This window comes from Marinobacterium sp. xm-a-127 (assembly GCF_013283425.1).
Classification (GTDB): domain Bacteria; phylum Pseudomonadota; class Gammaproteobacteria; order Pseudomonadales; family Balneatricaceae; genus Marinobacterium_E.
In genome coordinates this window covers 11,498-31,740 of sequence record NZ_WBYH01000005.1, presented here as the reverse complement: position 1 = coordinate 31,740, position 20,243 = coordinate 11,498, and the positions used below count along the sequence as shown (strand labels likewise).

The 20,243-nt window shown below is 49.2% G+C and carries 16 protein-coding genes and 5 tRNA genes; all 21 read left to right on the top strand.

Annotation, left to right across the window (positions count from 1 at the left end; all coding sequences use genetic code 11):
* Window positions 1-22: 22 nt before the first annotated feature.
* The 21 genes from ptsP to rpoC all read left to right on the top strand — a co-directional run bounded on the left by ptsP (window position 23) and on the right by rpoC (window position 20,144).
* Window positions 23-2,317 (top strand): phosphoenolpyruvate--protein phosphotransferase, encoded by a 2,295-nt coding sequence (gene ptsP / locus XMA127_RS09760; protein WP_173482654.1) that lies wholly within the window; start codon window positions 23-25, stop codon window positions 2,315-2,317.
* Entirely contained in the window at window positions 2,318-3,127 is an 810-nt protein-coding gene (locus tag XMA127_RS09755; protein ID WP_173481783.1) for a sulfite exporter TauE/SafE family protein, read from the top strand. It begins immediately after the preceding gene.
* A complete protein-coding gene (gene lgt / locus XMA127_RS09750) occupies window positions 3,127-3,906 on the top strand; it encodes a prolipoprotein diacylglyceryl transferase (RefSeq protein ID WP_173481817.1) in 780 nt (259 codons plus the stop codon). The genes XMA127_RS09755 and lgt overlap by 1 nt, the downstream gene beginning before the upstream one ends.
* 14 nt (window positions 3,907-3,920) lie before the next feature.
* Complete coding sequence (locus tag XMA127_RS09745) at window positions 3,921-4,772, top strand: thymidylate synthase (protein WP_173481784.1); 852 nt, start codon at window positions 3,921-3,923, stop codon at window positions 4,770-4,772.
* A gap of 12 nt (window positions 4,773-4,784) precedes the next feature.
* Entirely contained in the window at window positions 4,785-5,297 is a 513-nt protein-coding gene (locus XMA127_RS09740) for a dihydrofolate reductase (RefSeq protein WP_173482538.1), read from the top strand.
* 2 nt (window positions 5,298-5,299) lie between these two features.
* Window positions 5,300-6,265: a bifunctional biotin--[acetyl-CoA-carboxylase] ligase/biotin operon repressor BirA gene (gene birA / locus XMA127_RS09735; RefSeq protein WP_173481786.1), complete on the top strand. Its 966-nt coding sequence runs from the start codon at window positions 5,300-5,302 to the stop codon at window positions 6,263-6,265.
* Window positions 6,255-6,977: a type III pantothenate kinase gene (locus XMA127_RS09730; protein WP_173482537.1), complete on the top strand. Its 723-nt coding sequence runs from the start codon at window positions 6,255-6,257 to the stop codon at window positions 6,975-6,977. Before birA ends, XMA127_RS09730 begins: the two co-directional genes overlap by 11 nt.
* Window positions 6,977-7,618 (top strand): hypothetical protein, encoded by a 642-nt coding sequence (locus XMA127_RS09725; protein ID WP_173481788.1) that lies wholly within the window; start codon window positions 6,977-6,979, stop codon window positions 7,616-7,618. The genes XMA127_RS09730 and XMA127_RS09725 overlap by 1 nt, the downstream gene beginning before the upstream one ends.
* Before the next feature lie 23 nt (window positions 7,619-7,641).
* Window positions 7,642-7,717: transfer RNA gene (locus XMA127_RS09720), tRNA-Thr, on the top strand.
* A gap of 17 nt (window positions 7,718-7,734) precedes the next feature.
* Window positions 7,735-7,818, top strand: a tRNA-Tyr gene (locus XMA127_RS09715).
* 17 nt (window positions 7,819-7,835) lie between these two features.
* Window positions 7,836-7,910 (top strand) — tRNA-Gly (locus XMA127_RS09710).
* A gap of 13 nt (window positions 7,911-7,923) precedes the next feature.
* A tRNA-Thr gene (locus XMA127_RS09705) sits at window positions 7,924-7,998 on the top strand.
* Between the two features lie 165 nt (window positions 7,999-8,163).
* A tRNA-Trp gene (locus XMA127_RS09700) sits at window positions 8,164-8,239 on the top strand.
* Window positions 8,240-8,301: 62 nt separating this feature from the next.
* On the top strand, window positions 8,302-8,670 hold the full coding sequence (secE, locus tag XMA127_RS09695; protein ID WP_173481789.1) for a preprotein translocase subunit SecE: 369 nt from the start codon (window positions 8,302-8,304) through the stop codon (window positions 8,668-8,670).
* A gap of 9 nt (window positions 8,671-8,679) precedes the next feature.
* Complete coding sequence (nusG, locus tag XMA127_RS09690; RefSeq protein ID WP_173481790.1) at window positions 8,680-9,222, top strand: transcription termination/antitermination protein NusG; 543 nt, start codon at window positions 8,680-8,682, stop codon at window positions 9,220-9,222.
* Between the two features lie 95 nt (window positions 9,223-9,317).
* Complete coding sequence (gene rplK / locus XMA127_RS09685; protein ID WP_173481791.1) at window positions 9,318-9,752, top strand: 50S ribosomal protein L11; 435 nt, start codon at window positions 9,318-9,320, stop codon at window positions 9,750-9,752.
* Entirely contained in the window at window positions 9,752-10,447 is a 696-nt protein-coding gene (rplA, locus tag XMA127_RS09680) for a 50S ribosomal protein L1 (RefSeq protein ID WP_173481792.1), read from the top strand. The genes rplK and rplA overlap by 1 nt, the downstream gene beginning before the upstream one ends.
* Window positions 10,448-10,663: 216 nt before the next feature.
* Complete coding sequence (rplJ, locus tag XMA127_RS09675) at window positions 10,664-11,158, top strand: 50S ribosomal protein L10 (RefSeq protein ID WP_173481793.1); 495 nt, start codon at window positions 10,664-10,666, stop codon at window positions 11,156-11,158.
* 42 nt (window positions 11,159-11,200) lie between these two features.
* Window positions 11,201-11,572 (top strand): 50S ribosomal protein L7/L12, encoded by a 372-nt coding sequence (rplL, locus tag XMA127_RS09670; RefSeq protein WP_173481794.1) that lies wholly within the window; start codon window positions 11,201-11,203, stop codon window positions 11,570-11,572.
* Window positions 11,573-11,750: 178 nt separating this feature from the next.
* Complete coding sequence (gene rpoB / locus XMA127_RS09665) at window positions 11,751-15,851, top strand: DNA-directed RNA polymerase subunit beta (RefSeq protein ID WP_173481795.1); 4,101 nt, start codon at window positions 11,751-11,753, stop codon at window positions 15,849-15,851.
* Window positions 15,852-15,917: 66 nt separating this feature from the next.
* A complete protein-coding gene (gene rpoC, locus XMA127_RS09660; protein ID WP_173481796.1) occupies window positions 15,918-20,144 on the top strand; it encodes a DNA-directed RNA polymerase subunit beta' in 4,227 nt (1,408 codons plus the stop codon).
* Window positions 20,145-20,243: the final 99 nt, after the last annotated feature.

The following is a 20,243-nucleotide window of genomic DNA, read 5'->3' as shown; positions in this document are numbered from 1 at the left end:
CTAAAAGGAGTCGCACATGAGCATGCTCGCTCGATTGCGTCAGATTGTGCAGGAAGTAGGCAGTGAGTCCGATCTTGAGTCGGTACTCTCCCTTACTGTGCGTCGCATTCGTGAGACAATGTCGACTGAAGTGTGCTCCATCTACCTAACCGATACGCAAACGAATCGTTATGTGCTTCGTGCCACCGAGGGTTTGAATCAGGACGCGGTGGGTAAAGTCTCTCTATCGTCGACTGAGGGTATCGTGGGTTTAGTCGGTTCTCGTGCAGAACCGATCAACCTTGAAGATGCCTTCACTCACCCTTCGTTTGTCTATCTACAATCGACCGGTGAGGAACGCTTCCACGCCTTCCTTGGTGTGCCGATTATCCATCAGCGTAAAGTGCACGGTGTGTTGGTTGTTCAGCAGCGGGAAGTTCGACGCTTTGATGAGTCTGAAGAGGCTTTCATGGTTACTCTGTCGGCTCAGCTCGCTGGCGTGATTGCCCATGCCGAGGCCACCGGCTCCATTCTTGATGTTTTTGCTGCCGCTAAACAGGATGATGAGCCTGTCACGGCGAAGCGTTTTGTCGGTATCGCTGGCGCACCCGGTGTCGCTATCGGTAATGTCTATGTGGCAACGCTCTCTGCAGATCTACGCAGTGTGCCTGACAAGCCGGCCAATGATATCCAGGCAGAACTGCAAGATTTCGAACACGCCCTGGTTCAAGTGCGGGAAGATATTCAGAAGGTCTCTGACTCTCTAGCGACGCGCCTGAGAACAGAGGAGCAGGCGCTCTTCGAAGTCTACCTCCGCATGTTGGATGACAATGCCATTCCAAGTGAAGTGCGAGCTAAGATTGAGGCAGGAAACTGGGCTCAGGGTGCGCTTCGGGAAGTTATTCAAGCTCATGTTAGGCAGTTCTCCGATATGGAGGACCCCTACTTGCGCGAGCGGGCAACTGACATTCGTGACTTAGGTCGTCGTCTGCTCTCGGCAATGCAACAAGAGGGGGCTGAACGGGTTCCTGATTTCCCAGATAACACGGTTTTGATTGCCGATGACCTTTCGCCGGCTATGCTCGGTTTGGTGCCTGAAGATAAGTTGGTCGGTATGGTGTCTGTGACCGGCTCTGGCTCCTCACATGCCGCCATATTGGCTCGTTCAATGGGTATTCCAACGCTGATGGGTGTGGTTGAGCTGCCCTATACCAAGCTTGATGGTCGTCAGGTTATTGTCGATGGCTACTCAGGCAGGATCTACGTTGACCCGACAGATGATCTGTTAGAAGCCTACAGCTCTATTCTCAAAGAGGAGCGAGCGATTGAGGCTAACCTGGATCAACTTCGCGACCTTCCCGCTGAGACACAAGATGGTTTCAATCAGACGTTATGGGTTAATACCGGTCTGACGGCAGATGTGGAGCGTGCGGTTAAACGCGGTGCTGAAGGTATCGGACTCTATCGTACAGAAATTCCGTTTATGATTAGGGATACTTTTCCTTCTGAACTAGAGCAAGCGGACAGTTACCGTCGTCAACTGGAAGCCTTTGCCCCCAAACCTGTAACCATGCGCACCCTAGATATTGGTGGTGATAAGGCGTTGCCCTATTTCCCAATTGAGGAAGAGAACCCATTCCTTGGTTGGCGAGGCATTCGTGTCACCTTAGATCATCCCGAGATCTTCCTTGTTCAGGTGCGTGCTATGTTGCGGGCATCTGAGGGGCTCAATAACTTAAGGATCATGCTGCCAATGATCAGCAGTGTTCAAGAGGTGGAAGCGGCGCTGGAGCAGATTAATCAGGCGTTCAACGAGTTGTTGGAGGAGGGGTTGGATCTTCAGAAGCCTGAGATTGGCGTCATGATTGAAGTGCCCGCTGCGGTCTATCAAATTGGCCGTTTTGCGCCTTTGATCGATTTTGTCTCAGTCGGTTCTAATGATTTGACTCAGTATCTGCTCGCAGTTGATCGCAATAATCCGCGTGTTGCTGATCTCTACACCACCTATCACCCATCGGTGTTGCAGGCACTGCAGTTGATTGCTAATGAGGCGCACAAATACCAGAAACAGGTCTCTATCTGTGGTGAGATGGCGGCCGATCCCGGCGGTGCGTTGCTGTTGATGGCGATGGGTTATGACGTGCTTTCAATGAACTCGACCAACTTACCTAAAGTTAAGTTGGCGATTCGCAGTGTTGAATATAAAGATGCAGCGTTGCTTTTAGGGCAGGTGATGAAAATGGATGAGTCTTCAGATATTCACCTATTGCTTCGTGAAACGCTTCAAAACGCGGGTCTGACACAGTTGACGCGTCCCGTTCTTCCAGGAAACGATTAGATGATAGAGACATTAATTACCTACCTAGTTCTAGGTTCGGTGGCTGGCGTTGTGGCTGGGCTCTTTGGTATTGGTGGCGGTCTTTTGATCGTCCCCGTTCTTATCTTTAGCTTTACGGCTCAGGCGATGCCAGAGGTCGTTGTGACCCACGCTGCAGTAGCGACTTCACTTGCAACCATTGTGGTTACCTCGATCAGTTCGGTACTGGCGCATAATAAACGCGGTGCGGTTCGCTTTGATCAGTTTAAGCCGCTCGCTGTCGGTGTTGCCGTTGGTGCTATGGTCGGTGTTTGGATCGCTGATCAGTTAAGTGGTGATAATCTTCAAATCATCTTTGGAGTTTTTGCCTGTATGGTCGCAGTGCAGATGGCTTTCGATTTGAAGCCGCGTCAGGGTAAAAGCACGCCTGAAAACTTAGAGTTGGGTGTTGCGGGTTCAGTCATTGGTGGAGCCTCCTCTATTTTTGGTATTGGCGGTGGTACCTTGACGGTGCCCTACTTGACCGCTCGAGGCAGTGAGATGCGTGAAGCAGTCGGCACTTCAGCCGCAGTCGGTTTGCCCATCGCGCTGTTCAGTGCTCTGGCTTATATCTGGGCCGGCCAAGATGCGGCGGGTATGCCTGCCTATAGTGTTGGCTACATCTATCTGCCAGCCTTTGTGGGCATTGCGATTGCCAGTTCACAGTTTGCTCGAGTCGGTGCGAAATTGGCGCACTCTCTGCCACAAAAACACCTGAAAAAGATCTTTGCCATCTTCTTAATGGTCATTGGTGTTCGTTTCTTGCTGATTAACTTGATGGGGTTGGCGTGATCTGGACTCATGATATTGACCCAGTTGCGGTCGGCTTTGGTGCGCTTCAAATTCATTGGTACGGCATTATGTACCTGCTCGCATTCGGTTCGGCCTATTGGTTGGGTACTGTTCAAGCAAAGCGAACCGGTCTATGGAGCGAAAAGCAGCTTTCTGATCTGATTTTTTATGGTGCTCTAGGTGTCATTCTTGGTGGCCGAGTCGGTTATGTCCTTTTCTACCACTTTGACTACTTCTTAGAAAATCCCCTCTGGTTATTCCATGTTTGGGAAGGGGGGATGTCCTTCCATGGTGGTCTGTTAGGGGTGGTTGCTGTCATTCTCTGGTTCTCTAAAAGTCAGGGTAAATCGCTTTTCGAGATCGGTGATTTTGTCGCCCCGCTCGTGCCTTTAGGTTTGGCTGCTGGCAGGATGGGTAACTTCATCGGTGGTGAGTTGTGGGGGCGTGCCACTGATCAGACCTGGGGTGTGATCTTTCCACGTGCCAACGACCTGTTAGCTAGACACCCTTCGCAGCTTTATGAGGCGCTGCTCGAAGGTATTGTTCTGTTCTCAATTGTCTGGATCTACTCAATGAAACCGCGCAAGTTGGGGTCGGTTTCAGGGCTCTTTTTGTTAGGTTACGGCCTTGCTCGTAGCGCTGTAGAGTTCTTTAGGGAGCCGGATGCGCATCTTGGCTTTATTGGGTTTGATGTTTTAACAATGGGTCAGTTACTCTCTCTACCCATGATTTTGATTGGGCTTTATCTGCTTATGCGCCCAGTTGCGTCGAAAAATTAATCTAAGGTTATTGGATGAAACAGTATTTAGAGTTGTGCCAACGCATCATTGATGAAGGCGTCTGGGTGGGTAATGAGCGCACCGGTAAGCGTTGTTTAACAGTGATTGATGCCAATCTTGAATATGATGTCGCGGGCAATCAGTTCCCGCTCGTCACAACGCGCAAGAGTTTTTACAAAGCGGCTATTGCTGAGCTATTGGGTTACCTACGTGGATACGATAGTGCGGCTCAGTTTCGTGATATTGGCTGTAATACGTGGAATGCTAACGCAAACGAGAATGGTGCTTGGTTGAATAATCCTGCTCGTAAAGGTGAGGATGACATGGGGCGTGTTTACGGAGTGCAGGGTCGTCAGTGGATGGCGTCCGATGGCAGCGTCACCGATCAGCTTAAGAAGATTGTTGATAACCTCTCTAAAGGGATCGATGATCGCGGCGAAATCCTGACCTTCTACAACCCGGGTGAGTTTCATCTTGGTTGTCTGCGTCCTTGTATGCATACCCACACCTTTTCGCTATTGGGTGATCAGCTCTTTTTAACATCCTATCAGCGCAGTTGTGATGTGCCGCTGGGCCTCAATTTTAATCAGGTTCAGGTCTATGTGTTGTTGGCGTTGATGGCCCAGATAACCGGTCATAAACCAGGTAAGGCGTATCATAAGATCGTCAATGCGCACATCTATGAAGATCAGTTGGAGTTGATGCGTGACGTGCAGCTTAAGCGCGAACCTTTCCCTAGCCCGCAGTTAAAGATCAATCCCGATATTAAATCGCTTGAGGATATCGAAACCTGGGTGACAACGGATGACTTTGAAGTGGTTGGCTATCAGTACCATGACGCCATTCAATACCCATTTTCTGTATAAGTAGGAGAGGTTATGAGATTAGCTTTAATCGTCGCTCAGGGTTTAAATCGCGTTATTGGTAATGACAATAAACTGCCTTGGTACCTACCTGAAGATCTGCGTTATTTCAAAGAGGTGACCATGGGTAAGCCCATTATCATGGGTCGCAATACCTTTGAGTCGATTGGCAAGCCTCTGCCAGGTCGTTTGAATATCGTCATTACACGAGATTCGAATTGGAGTGCTGAAGGTGTCAAAATCGTGGCAAGCCTAGAAGAGGCTATCGAGGTCGGTGAGGCACAGGCTATGATCGATGGGGTAGAGGAGGCTGTCATTATTGGTGGTGCTCAGATCTATGCACAATCGCTACCTCTTGTTGATCGTCTCTACCTGACACAGGTAGAGGCTGAACCCGAGGGTGATGCTCATTTTCCTGAAATTGACTACGGCCAGTGGCAAGAGTTGGGTCGTCAATCTTTTCCTGCCGGCGATCAGCCGAACCGCTACCCCTACGCATTCATCGTCTACGACCGCAGCGAGGCGTAACCGTGCAACGACTGTTATCGCTGCTGGCAGATGGCCAGTATCGCAGTGGTAACAGTCTGGCTGCGATTCTGGACATATCCTCATCCGCACTTCGAAAAGAGTTAGATAAACTCAGTGCTCTGGGAATCGCTATTCAATCATCGAGAGGGCGGGGTTATCGCATCAATGGCGGTCTAGATCTGCTTGATGAACAGTTTATCGCAAATGAGTTGTCCTCTCTTAACTATGACCGCATCGACGTTTTAGATTCGGTCGACTCGACCAATCGTGTTGCGCAAACCCATATGTCTGATGGCTGTCGCAAAGTGTTAGTGGCAGCTGAGTATCAGGGGCAGGGTCGAGGTAGACGCGGACGTCAGTGGGTGAGCCCTTTTGCGGCCAATTTGTATCTTTCACTGGGCTGCCAATTTAAAGGGGGCGCGGCAGCACTCCAAGGTCTAAGTTTGGCGGTTGGGTTGGCTGTTCAGCAGGCATTGAGTTCGCTTGCTGTGACAGGGGTGCAGTTGAAGTGGCCGAATGATCTCCTATTAGAGAAGCGTAAGCTGGGTGGGGTATTGATCGAGCTGGCCGGCGATCTGACGGGTGAGTGTTCTGCTGTGATTGGTGTTGGGATCAATGTGAAGATGCCGGACAGTGTCAATTCGAGCATTGACCAAGAGTGGTCGGATTTGGGCAACTACATGTCAGGTACGCTAACTCGTTCTCAGCTTTTGATTGAGATTGTCCGATCATTAACTCAACTGTTAAATGAGTTTGAAACAAAAGGTTTCTCGGCATACGCTCAGCAGTGGCAGGCGGTCCATGCATTCCAAGATTATCCTGTTAGGCTCTTAATGGGTCACGCTGAAGTGGAGGGTATTTGCCGAGGTGTGGATGCGCAGGGTGAGGTGCTAGTGGAGGTTGAGGGTAAGCTAAACCGTTACTCTGCTGGTGAGATTAGTTTACGAGGAGTTAACAGTGCGTCTTGAACTGGATATAGGCAACAGTCGAGTTAAGTGGCGCCTGGTATCAGATCGGGTTGAACGCGAGGGTGTGACCAGACTGGTTGATCCTCAATGGCCTGATGCATCGGTGGATGCTCTTTGGATTAGCTCAGTTGCGGCGTCAGAGGTTAATGAAAGGCTCTCCTCGGAACTGGAACAGCGCTATGGCTGTACACCAGAGTTTGCTCGTGTTTCGAAAGAGTGCGCGGGTGTGCGCTGTGGATATGAGGAGGTCTCTCGATTAGGTGTCGACCGTTGGTTGGTTTTGTTGGCTGCTTTTCAGAGAGGGAAGGGAGTGCCCGCGATACTGGTTGATGCCGGCAGTGCGGTGACCATCGATCTATTGACGGCAAATGGGCAGCATACAGGTGGATTTATCACCCCAGGTTACCAAATGCTGCAGAGTGCGCTGCTGGGGCAAACGGCAAACATCCGTTTTGAGCAAGAGGCTAGTGCTCAACCCTTTGGTGGAGTCGATACTGCTAGCTGTGTTTCATCAGGTGCGGAGTTAGTATTTGCCGGTCTGGCTCACTCTATTATGGCTCTAAGAGCAGATTTCAATGAGCAGGCGAGTGTTCTGTTAACCGGTGGTGATGCTCTTAAGCTTTTTGAATATATTAAGTCAGAACCTAGGGTTGAGTGTCTGCCAAACCTGGTGTTAGATGGATTGAGTTTGGCGGAGAGGGTGACACTTTAATGTTACGTTGGTTGGTGTTGTTAGTGCTTTTAGGGAATGCGCTGCTGTTTTTGTGGTACGCGCAAGAGTACCGATTTGCAGACACCGTCAGGCAGCCAGACATCAGGCCTGCCGCGCTTCGACTTCCCAATGAACTTGATGCAAGCGAGCAGTTAGTATTGCGTCCAAGGGAGTGTGGTTATTTTCAGCCTTTAGAGAGTGACTATGAGGCAGAGAGGTTGCTTATTCAGCTTGAAGGCTATGGAGTAGATCTCGCTTACGAAAAGATTCCTCCTGTTGCGCAAGGTTGGAAAGTTGAATTGCCCCTGCCAGCAGATGCCGATCGTCGTGTTGCCTTGCTCGATCAGCTGGCGTCACTGGGTTGGGTTCCCGAGAGTCGCGATGGTGCACTAGTGATGGGCGTCTATCCTGATGATGCTGCCGTCGATGAGTTGCGAAAGCAGTTCCCAGATGATTTGCAGAGCAAGTTGCGTAAAAAGGTTAACACCATTCAAAGTGATGCTTTTCGTGTGACTGTAAGCTACCTACAAGGGTTTGAATTTGATCAAGAATTGATCGAAATGGTCGCGACACAGTGGCCTGGCGCTCAATTTGAAAAAAAACCCTGCGAAGGGGTTGCAACGCTGAAACCTGATCAGTAAGATACGCCCCACTTCATTGCTGAGCCGGTATAGCTCAGTTGGTAGAGCAACTGACTTGTAATCAGTAGGTCCCGAGTTCGACTCTTGGTGCCGGCACCATTTCAGCAATAAGTACTGGTGGGATTCCCGAGTGGCCAAAGGGATCGGATTGTAAATCCGACGCGAAAGCTTCGATGGTTCGAATCCATCTCCCACCACCATTTCGATAGCTCCTTCGGCGGGTATGGTATAGTGGCTATTACCTCAGCCTTCCAAGCTGAAGAGGCGGGTTCGATTCCCGCTACCCGCTCCAATCGACGATATTCGCTCATGTAGCTCAGGGGTAGAGCACACCCTTGGTAAGGGTGAGGTCGGCGGTTCAAATCCGCCCATGAGCTCCATGACACATGTAAGGTAGATTAATTGTCTGCCTTTTTTTACGTCTTGGAGTAGGTGTCAGAGCGTTTTGAAGTGGGTTTTCAATACCGCATAGGCTGCTGAATTTCTTGGTTTTATCAGTTGAAACTGAGATTTTAGGCGGGTATAATGCGCGTCCCTTGTTGTATAGGGTAGTGGCTCAATTGGCAGAGCAGCGGTCTCCAAAACCGCAGGTTGGGGGTTCGAGTCCCTCCTACCCTGCCACCTTTTACAGGTGGTTTATATGCAGCAAATCTAGCTTAAGTGTTTGATTAGTAGAGGTTCTGGTGAACTCAAAAGTTTCTGACGACGTGTCTAAATTTGACAGCCTGAAGTGGCTTGTTGTTATTGCGATCGTTGCTGTTGGTGTGGTCGGTAACTCCGTCTACGCTAACGAGTCACTGCTCTATCGTGTGCTTGCGTTAGTTGCGCTCGCAATTGTAGCTGGCTTTGTTGCACTTCAAACGGCAAAAGGTAAAGCGTTCTTCCGTCTATTCAAAGAGGCGAAGAATGAGATTCGCAAAGTGGTATGGCCAACTCGTCAAGAGACGTTGCAGACGACCTTGATCGTTGTTGTGGCTGTATTGATTGTTGGTCTTTTGCTTTGGGGTCTGGACTCGCTACTCGGCTGGGTAGTGTCTGGCTTTATTGGTTAAGAGGTTTCTATGAGTTCAGAAAAGATGCGCTGGTACGTTGTTCACGCTTACTCTGGTTATGAGAAGCGTGTTCAGGCTGGTCTGCTAGAAGCGATCGAGCGTCACGGTATGGAAGATCTGTTTGGCGATATCCTTGTGCCAACAGAAGAGGTTGTAGAGATCCGTGATGGTAAGAAGCGTAAGTCTGAGCGCAAGTTCTACCCAGGTTATGTGCTCGTTAACATGGTGATGAACGACGAAACTTGGCACATGGTTAAGAGTACGCCACGTGTTCTAGGTTTCATAGGTGGTACGGCAGATAAGCCTGCACCAATTACTCAGCGTGAAGCTGATGAGATTCTACGTCGTGTAGAGAGTGGTGTTGATAAGCCACGTCCTAAGACGATGTTTGAAGCGGGTGAGATGGTGCGTGTTAATGATGGCCCATTCGCTGACTTCAATGGTGTTGTTGAAGAGGTTGATTACGAGAAGTCACGTCTGAAAGTGGCTGTATTGATCTTCGGTCGCTCAACACCGGTTGAACTTGAGTTCCGTCAGGTCGAAAAAGTTTAACGAAGGTTTTTAACGAACTGAGTGGCTGAAAGGCTGCTCGGTTTTTGTTGTGTAAAGGGGAGCCGAGAGGCGCTTGTACCCAAAGGAGTAGCTCAATGGCTAAGAAGATAGAAGCCTACATTAAGTTGCAGGTTAAAGCAGGTCAGGCGAACCCAAGTCCGCCAGTAGGTCCTGCGCTAGGTCAACACGGTGTGAACATCATGGAGTTCTGTAAAGCGTTCAACGCACAGACTCAATCGATGGAACCTGGTATGCCAATTCCAGTGGTTATCACTGTATACGCTGATCGTAGCTTTACGTTCATCACTAAGACTCCACCAGCTTCAATCCTATTGAAGAAAGCGGTTGGTCTTAAATCTGGTTCATCTCGTCCAAACACTGAGAAAGTGGGTACTGTTACTCGCGCTCAGCTTGAAGAGATTGCAACAATTAAAATGGCTGACCTTACTGCTGCGGACATGGATGCAGCGGTACGTACGATTGCAGGTTCTGCACGTCGCATGGGTCTAGTTGTGGAGGGTGATGAGTAATGGCTAAGTTGACTAAACGTCAAAAGGCGATCGCTGAAAAAGTAGAAGCGGGTAAATTGTACGCTGCTGCTGATGCTGCTCAGATTCTTTCAGAAGTTTCTGCTGTTAAATTCGCTGAGTCTGTAGATGTTGCGATCAACCTAGGTGTTGATCCGAAGAAATCTGACCAGGTTGTACGTGGTTCAAGTGTTCTTCCAAACGGTACAGGTAAAGAAGTTCGTGTTGCTGTATTTGCTCAAGGCGAAAACGCTGAGAAAGCAAAAGAAGCGGGCGCGGACGTTGTTGGTTTTGAAGATCTTGCTGAGTCAGTTAAAGCTGGCAACCTAGACTTCGACGTAGTAATTGCAAGCCCAGACGCTATGCGCGTTGTTGGTGCGCTAGGTACAGTGCTTGGTCCACGTGGCCTAATGCCAAACCCTAAGGTTGGTACTGTAACTCCAGATGTTGCTGGTGCAGTTAAGAATGCTAAATCTGGTCAGGTACGTTTCCGTACTGATAAGAACGGCATCATTCACGCGTCAGTTGGTAAAGTAGGCTTCGAGCCAAACCAAATCGCTGAAAACGTAGCGGCTCTACTTGCTGAGCTTAAGAAACTTAAGCCAGCGTCTGCTAAAGGCGTTTACGTTAAGAAAGTAACCCTGTCTACCACTATGGGACCGGGTCTACAGGTGGATGTTGCGTCACTAGACGCTTAATCCTCCAGCAAAGGTATTTGAGGGTCTTCAGACCTGTCTGACAGAGACGAAGACCGTCAAAGACCGCAGGTGATGCTATTGATTCTTCAGTGGCATCTTAATGGGCCAACCAGCCTGCGCAGACGGTGAGATTCCTCGGAATCATTTTAGCCGTACTCATGCCTCGCGTAAGCGGGGTGGTTGGTAAATATGTCGAAAGACAACCAGGAGTAAATTGTGGCAATAGGACTTGAACAGAAAAAAGCGATCGTCGCTGAGGTTCAGGAAGCTGCTGGCTCTGCATTGTCTGCTGTCGTTGCGGATTCCCGCGGCGTTGAAGTAGGCGATATGACTGCACTGCGTAAGCAGGCACGTGAAGCGGGTGTATGGCTTAAAGTCGTACGTAACACGCTAGCACGTCGTGCAGTAGAGGGCACAGCTTATGAATGTCTAGCGGACTCGTTCGTAGGTCCAACTATCATTGCTTTCTCTCAAGAGCACCCAGGCGCTGGCGCCCGTATCTTGAAAGACTTTGCAAAAGGCAATGACAAGTTTGAGCTGAAAACAGCTGCCTTCGAAGGCGAGATCGTTGATATCGCAATGCTAGCAAGCCTACCGACATACGACGAAGCACTAGCGAAGCTAATGAGCTGCATGAAAGAAGCAGCTGCTGGCAAGCTCGTACGTGCTATCGATGCGGTACGCGTTCAGAAAGAAGAGCAAGCAGCTTAATTGGCTGGTTGCTAAGTAACCGATTTAATAAAGGAATTAATCATGTCTCTGTCTAAAGACGATATCCTAAATGCAATTGCTGAAATGTCAGTAATGGACGTTGTTGAACTAGTTTCTGCAATGGAAGAAAAATTCGGCGTATCTGCTGCAGCTGCAGTAGTTGCTGGTCCTGCTGGCGATGCTGGCGGTGCTGCAGAAGAGAAGACTGACTTCGACGTTGTTCTAGCTTCTGCTGGCGATAAGAAAGTAAACGTAATCAAGGTAGTTCGTGCAGTAACTGGCCTTGGTCTTAAAGAAGCGAAAGAGATGGTTGACGGTGCACCTTCAACTGTTAAAGAAGGCGCTTCTAAAGAAGAAGCTGAGCAGATCAAAGCTGATCTTGAAGCAGCTGGCGCTTCTGTCGAGCTTAAGTAATAACTTGAGCTTGCTGCGCATTAAGCAGCTTTACGCTGCTTAAAAAGCGTATGGCTGGTGGCAAAAATGCCACCGGCCTTTTTCCGTTATTAGTAGATAGACTTTTTAACGGAACGAATTGCTCGATAATTTATCGAGTTTGGTTTCTCAACCTAGATGCACATGCTGGGGAACACTGATGGCTTATTCATACACTGAGAAGAAACGTATCCGAAAGGATTTCAGTAAACTCGGTCAGGTAATGGAACTACCTTACCTGCTCGCGACACAGCTGGATTCATATCGTAAGTTTCTAGAGGCGGGCGCTACTTCTGAAGGTCGCACCGAAGAGGGGCTTCATGCCGCATTCAATTCTGTATTCCCAATCGTTTCTTACTCTGGAAACGCTGCTTTGGAATACGCTGGTTATCGCCTAGGTGAGCCTGTCTTTGACGTAAAAGAGTGTCAGCAGCGTGGTATCACCTACGCAGCGCCACTACGCGTTAAAGTGCGTCTGGTGATCTACGATCGCGATTCGTCTACGAAAGCGGTTAAAGACATTAAAGAGCAAGAAGTTTACATGGGCGAAATGCCGCTCATGACTGAGAATGGTACCTTTGTTGTCAATGGTACTGAGCGCGTAATCGTATCGCAGCTCCACCGTTCACCTGGTGTATTCTTCGATCACGACAAGGGTAAAACACACTCATCGGGCAAATTGCTTTACTCTGCTCGAATCATTCCTTACCGTGGTTCTTGGCTCGACTTCGAGTTTGATCCAAAAGACTCTCTATTTGTTCGTATCGACCGTCGCCGTAAACTCCCTGCGACTATCTTGATGCGCGCGCTTGGTTTCCAAGCAGAAGAGATTCTAGATATCTTCTTTGACACGACTGGCTGGAATCTATCGAAAGATAAGATTCAGATGGATCTTATTCCTGAGCGCCTACGTGGTGAAACAATGAGCTTCGAGATCCTTACACCTAAAGGTGATGTGATTGTTGAAGCGGGTCGCCGTATCACTCCGCGCCACATCCGTCAGATGCAGAAAGAGGGTATGACTCAACTAGAGACTCCTGCAGAGTACCTAGTGGGCAAAGCTCTAGCTAAAGATATCGTTGATCCTGCTACAGGTGAAGTACTGCTTCCTTGTAACACCGAGCTGACTGAAGAGGCGGTAGCTAAGCTTCAAGAAGCTAAGATAGAACGTTTCGAAACGCTTTACACTAACGAATTGGATTGTGGTCCATTCGTTTCTGACACTCTTCGTATTGACCCGACTCGTAACCAGCTAGAAGCATTGGTAGAGATCTACCGCATGATGCGTCCTGGTGAGCCACCAACGAAAGAGTCAGCAGAATCACTATTTGAAAATCTATTCTTCTCTGAAGAGCGCTACGATCTTTCTGCGGTAGGTCGCATGAAGTTCAACCGCCGTCTTGGTCGTGAAGAGGAGACAGGTTCAGGCATTCTGTCTAAAGATGACATCCTAGATGTTATGAAGACACTGATCGAGATCCGTAACGGTAAAGGCGTTGTTGACGATATCGACCACCTTGGTAACCGTCGTATCCGTTCAGTTGGTGAGATGGCTGAGAACCAATTCCGTGTCGGTCTTGTTCGTGTAGAACGTGCTGTACGTGAGCGCCTAAGCATGGCTGAATCAGACAACCTGATGCCTCAGGATCTGATCAACGCTAAGCCAGTTGCTGCTGCCATTAAAGAGTTCTTTGGCTCGTCGCAGCTGTCACAGTTCATGGACCAGAACAACCCGCTTTCAGAAGTAACTCACAAGCGTCGTGTCTCTGCACTAGGCCCAGGTGGTCTAACGCGTGAGCGCGCGGGCTTCGAGGTTCGTGACGTACACCCAACTCACTACGGTCGTGTATGTCCTATCGAGACTCCTGAAGGTCCAAACATCGGTCTGATTAACTCGTTAGCTGTGTTTGCTCGTACAAACAACTACGGCTTTCTAGAGACTCCTTACCGTCGCGTTGTTGATGGTCAGGTAACAGACGACATCGATTACCTATCAGCTATTGAAGAGTCTAACTTCGTTATCGCACAGGCTTCGGCAACGGTGGATGCGAAGAACAAACTGACTGATGAGCTGGTCACTGTTCGTCACCTGAACGAAACAACTGTAATGCCTAAAGAGCGCGTACAATACATGGACGTTTCACCACGTCAGGTTGTGTCGGTTGCGGCAGCTCTTATCCCGTTCCTTGAGCACGATGATGCGAACCGTGCATTGATGGGATCGAACATGCAACGTCAGGCTGTTCCAACACTGAAGGCTGATAAGCCGCTTGTTGGTACCGGTATCGAGCGCAACATTGCTCGTGACTCGGGTGTCTGTGTGGTTGCTAAGCGTGGCGGTGTTATTGAATCTGTTGACGCAAGCCGTGTGGTTGTTCGCGTTAACGATGACGAAATTACTGCTGGCGATGCAGGTGTAGATATCTACAACCTAACTAAGTACGTGCGTTCGAACCAGAACACATGTATCAACCAGCGCGCAATCGTTAACCTAGGTGAGCAGGTATCACGTGGTGATATCCTAGCCGATGGTCCATCGGTTGACCTTGGTGAGCTAGCCCTTGGCCAGAACATGCGTATCGCGTTCATGCCTTGGAACGGTTTCAACTTCGAGGACTCGATCCTAATCTCTGAGCGTGTTGTTCAAGAAGATCGTTTCACTACGATCCACATTCAAGAGCTAACCTGTGTCTCTCGTGACACTAAGCTAGGCTCTGAAGAGATTACTGCGGATATCCCGAATGTTGGTGAATCTGCACTCGCTAAACTAGACGAATCAGGCATCGTGCACATTGGTGCAGAAGTAGGTCCTGGTGACATTCTAGTAGGTAAAGTAACGCCTAAAGGCGAAACTCAATTGACTCCTGAAGAGAAGCTACTGCGTGCGATCTTCGGTGAGAAAGCGTCTGATGTTAAAGACACCTCTCTACGTGTTAAGACAGGTACTGTTGGTAAGGTTATCGACGTTCAGGTCTTCACTCGTGACGGTGTTGAAAAAGATGAGCGTGCAATCGCTATCGAGCAAGCTGAACTTGCAAGCATCCGTAAAGACCTTGATGACGAGTTCCGCATTGTTGAAGTGGCAACCTTCGAACGTCTTGAGCGTACGCTAGTTGGCCTTAAAGCTGACGGTGGTGCTGGTCTTAAGAAGGGTCAAGAGATCACGTCTGAATTCCTTGCTGAACTTAAACACGATGAGTGGTTCAAGATTCGTGTATCTGACAGTGCAGCAGCAGAGATGCTTGAAGCGGCTAAGAAGCAGCTTGAAGAGCGTCGCGAAATGCTGGATAAGCGCTTCGAAGATAAGAAGAGCAAACTTCAGACGGGTGATGATCTAGCGCCTGGCGTACTTAAGATTGTTAAGGTGTACGTAGCAACTAAGCGTCGCGTACAGCCTGGTGACAAGATGGCAGGTCGTCACGGTAACAAGGGTGTTATCTCAGTTATCATGCCTGTCGAAGACATGCCTTACGATGAGAACGGTGAGCCAGTTGATGTGGTTCTAAACCCGCTAGGTGTACCGTCTCGTATGAACGTAGGTCAGATCCTTGAGACTCACATGGGTGCTGCAGCGAAAGGTCTTGGTCGTAAGATCAACACCATGCTGGAAGTTGAGCGTAAGAAGGCTGAAAAAGTTAAGGAAGTTCGTGAATTCCTTGAAGCCGTCTACAACGCACAGCACAGCGGCCTAGAGTGTGCTCGTAAAGAAGATCTTAAGTCATTCAGCGATGACGAGATCTTGGCTCTGGCTGACAACCTCAAAGCGGGTGTTCCACTAGCGACTCCAGTCTTTGATGGTGCTAAAGAATCTGAAATCAAAGCGCTGCTGCGTCTTGCAGACATGAATGATAGTGGACAGGTGGATCTGTTCGATGGTCGCACAGGCGACAAGTTCGACCGTCCAGTGACTGTTGGCTACATGTACATGCTGAAACTTAACCACTTGGTTGATGACAAGATGCACGCACGTTCAACCGGCTCTTACAGCCTTGTTACTCAGCAGCCGCTGGGTGGTAAAGCTCAGTTCGGTGGTCAGCGCTTCGGTGAGATGGAGGTTTGGGCACTGGAAGCGTACGGCGCAGCTTACACGCTTCAAGAGATGCTCACAGTCAAATCCGATGACGTGAATGGTCGTACGAAGATGTATAAGAACATCGTCGATGGCGACCACAGCATGGATCCAGGCATGCCTGAATCATTTAACGTGCTGATCAAAGAGATCCGTTCTCTCGGTATCGATATCGAGCTAGAGAACGAGTAAGGGCCTAATTGAACATCGGGCTGTATGCCAAGTGCTGCAGCCCCCTCCCGTGAGGAGCTATAGATAATGAAAGATTTACTTAATCTGTTGAAGACTCAAAGTCAGAGCGACGAGTTCGATTCGATCCGTATCTCTCTGGCTTCACCAGACATGATTCGTTCATGGTCTTATGGTGAGGTTAAAAAACCTGAGACGATTAACTACCGTACATTCAAACCAGAGCGTGACGGTCTGTTCTGTGCCAAGATTTTCGGTCCTGTAAAGGATTACGAATGTCTATGTGGTAAGTACAAGCGCATGAAGCACCGTGGTGTTATCTGTGAGAAGTGTGGCGTTGAAGTGACAATGACTAAAGTGCGTCGTGAGCGCATGGGTCACATCGAGCTAGCCTCTCCAGTTGCACACATCTGGTTCCTTAAGTCACTACCGTCTCGTATCGGCTTGATGCTAGATATGACCCTTCGTGACATCGAGCGCGTTCTCTACTTCGAATCATTTGTTGTGATCGATGAAGGCATGACTACGCTTCAGCGCGGTCAGCTAATGAACGACGAGCAGTACTTTGAAGCACTGGAAGAGTTCGGTGATGACTTTGACGCTCGTATGGGTGCTGAAGCGATCGGCGAACTTCTAAAGTCGATCGATCTAGAAGCTGAGATCTCAGTTCTTCGTGAAGAGATTCCTGCGACTAACTCAGAAACTAAGCTTAAGAAGATGTCTAAGCGTCTTAAGCTACTTGAAGCGTTCTACAAGTCTGGTAACAACCCAGAGTGGATGATCCTAAAAGTTCTTCCAGTTCTACCACCAGATCTACGTCCACTAGTACCACTGGACGGTGGTCGTTTCGCAACCTCTGATCTTAACGATCTATACCGTCGTGTGATCAACCGTAACAACCGTTTGAAGCGTCTTCTAGACCTTAACGCTCCAGATATCATCGTACGTAACGAAAAACGTATGTTGCAGGAATCTGTCGATGCGTTGCTTGATAACGGTCGTCGTGGTCGTGCCATCACTGGCTCTAACAAGCGTCCTCTGAAGTCGCTTGCTGACATGATCAAAGGTAAGCAGGGTCGTTTCCGTCAGAACCTTCTAGGTAAGCGTGTTGACTACTCTGGTCGTTCTGTAATCGTGGTTGGCCCATCACTGCGTCTTCACCAGTGTGGTCTTCCTAAGAAGATGGCTCTTGAGTTATTCAAGCCATTTATCTTCTCTAAGCTAGAGCTTCGTGGTTACGCAACTACGATTAAAGCCGCTAAGAAGATGGTTGAGCGTGAAGAGCCGCTTGTATGGGATATCCTTGATGAGGTTATCCGTGAGCATCCAGTTCTTCTAAACCGTGCACCGACACTTCACCGTCTTGGTATCCAGGCATTTGAGCCTGTTTTGATCGAAGGTAAAGCGATCCAGCTACACCCACTTGTGTGTGCTGCGTATAACGCCGACTTCGACGGTGACCAGATGGCGGTACACGTACCGTTGACGATCGAAGCGCAGCTTGAAGCTCGTGCTTTGATGATGTCTACCAACAACATTCTTTCGCCATCAAATGGTGAGCCGATCATCGTTCCTTCACAGGACGTGGTATTGGGTCTGTACTACATGACTCGTGAGCGCATCAATGCGCAGGGCGAAGGCATGGCATTCTCTGATATCAAAGAGGTTCAGCGTGCGTATGGTGCTAAACAGGTTCACCTACAGGCTCGCGTGAAGGTTCGTATCAACGAAACGATCCGCGACATCGAAGGTAACGAAGAGTCTCGCACTGCAATCGTTGATACGACAGTGGGTCGTGCAATGCTGTTTGATATCGTTCCAACGGGTCTTCCGTTCGAACTGATCAACCAGGCGATGAAGAAGAAAGCGATCTCGCGTCTTCTTAACGAGGCGTACCGTCGTTGTGGTCTGAAGGATACGGTTATCTTTGCTGACCAGCTAATGTACATGGGCTTCCGTCAAGCAGCGCTTTCAGGTGCATCGATCGGTGTTAACGATTTCGTTATCCCAGATGAGAAAGTGAACATTGTTGCTGAAGCCGACACTGAAGTGAAAGAGATCGAGCGTCAGTTCGCAGACGGTCTTGTTACTCAGGGTGAGAAATACAACAAGGTTGTCGATATCTGGTCTCGTGCAAACGAATTGCTTGCTAAGAAGATGATGGACAACCTGAAGTCTGACACAGTGATCAACGCTGAAGGCGAGCAGGAAGAGCAAGAGTCTTTCAACTCTGTCTACATGATGGCCGACTCAGGCGCACGTGGTAGTGCGGCTCAGATTCGTCAGCTAGCAGGTATGCGTGGTCTGATGGCTAAGCCAGATGGCTCGATCATCGAGACACCGATCACGGCTAACTTCCGTGAAGGACTAAACGTACTTCAGTACTTCATCTCGACTCACGGTGCTCGTAAGGGTCTAGCCGATACGGCACTTAAGACTGCGAACTCGGGTTACCTAACTCGTCGTCTAGTAGACGTTGCTCAGGATGTGGTTATCACAGAGCAAGATTGTGGCACTGAAGAGGGTCTAGTGATCCAGGCGCTAATCGAAGGCGGCGACGTAGTTGTTGGTCTAGGTGAGCGTGTTCTTGGTCGTGTTATTGCACAAGACGTTCTTGATCCACAGGGTAAAGATGTATTGATCCCTGCGGGTACATTGATGGATGAAGCTTGGGTAGCACGTCTAGATAATGACGATACTTACAGCTCGATCGATGAAGTGATCGTTCGTTCTGCTATTACCTGTGAATCACACCACGGTATCTGTTCAAGCTGTTACGGTCGTGACCTAGGTCGCGGTCACAAGGTTAACATCGGTGAAGCTGTCGGCGTTATCGCTGCACAGTCAATCGGTGAGCCGGGTACACAGCTTACCATGCGTACCTTCCACATCGGTGGTGCGGCATCACGAGCAGCTGCTGTCGATAACATCCAGGTTAAGAACGGCGGTGAAATTCGTCTACACAACCTTAAAACCGTTGAGCGTGCAGATGGCAACCTAGTCGCTTCTTCACGATCTGGTGAGATCGGTGTAACCGATGAGCACGGTCGTGAGCGCGAGCGTTACAAAGTACCTTACGGTGCAGTGATCAAAGCGAAAGATGGCGACACTGTCGAAGCAGGCGCAATCATTGCTAACTGGGATCCGCACACTCACCCAATCGTAACCGAGGTTGCGGGTCGCATTCAGTTCGCTGGTCTTGAAGACGGCATCACTGTTAAGCGCCAAGCGGATGAGCTAACAGGTCTAACTACGATCGAAGTATTGGATATCAAAGACCGCCCACAGGCAGGTAAAGATATCCGTCCAATGATCAAGCTTGTTGATGCCAAGGGTGAAGACGTTCTTCACGCTGGTACAGCAATGCCTGCACAGTACATGCTGCCACCTAATGCGATCTTGAACCTTCAAGATGGTGCAGATGTGGGTGTTGGTGACGTCCTAGCACGTCTACCACAAGAGGGTACTGTCAACAAAGATATCACCGGTGGTCTTCCACGCGTAGCGGATCTATTCGAAGCGCGTAAACCAAAAGAAGCGGCTGTGCTTGCTGAGATTTCAGGTACTGTCAGCTTTGGTAAAGAGACCAAAGGTAAGCGTCGTATTGTGATCACTCCAACTGATGGTGCGGATCCAATCGAAGTGATGATTCAGAAGTGGCGCTCGCTTAACGTCTTCGAAGGTGAGACAGTTGAGAAGGGTGAGGTGATCTCAGATGGTCCATCAAGTGCACACGATATCCTGCACGTATTGGGCGTAGAAGAGCTAGCTAAATACATCGTTTCTGAGATCCAAGACGTTTACCGTCTACAGGGTGTAGGCATCAACGACAAGCACATCGAAGTGATTGTGCGTCAGATGCTTCGCAAGGTAGAGATCCTAGATAGCGGTGATTCTGAATTCATTCAGGGTGAACAGGCTGAATTCGTAGATGTGACAATCGCAAACGAAAAATTGGTTGCTGAAGGTAAGCAGCCAGCTAAGTTTGAACGTGTGCTTCTAGGTATTACTAAAGCCTCTCTGGCAACAGAGTCGTTCATCTCTGCAGCGTCGTTCCAGGAGACAACTCGTGTCCTAACGGAAGGTGCAGTAACCGGCAAGAAAGATTACTTGCGCGGTCTGAAAGAGAACGTGGTTGTGGGTCGTCTGATCCCAGCCGGTACTGGTCTTGCATACCACAGCGAACGCAAACGCAAACGTATGCAGGATACAGAATCTAGCGTCACTGTAAGTGCTGAAGAAGTACAAGCAGCTTTGACTGAAGCATTGAACGCTTCAGTGGAAGATTCTGAATAATTTCAGAAGACGTTGACGAGAAGGGGTGGAATTGATTAAAATTTCGCCCCCTGAATGACTAGGGCTTCGGTCCTAGTCTTTTTGTTGTTTAACTAAACG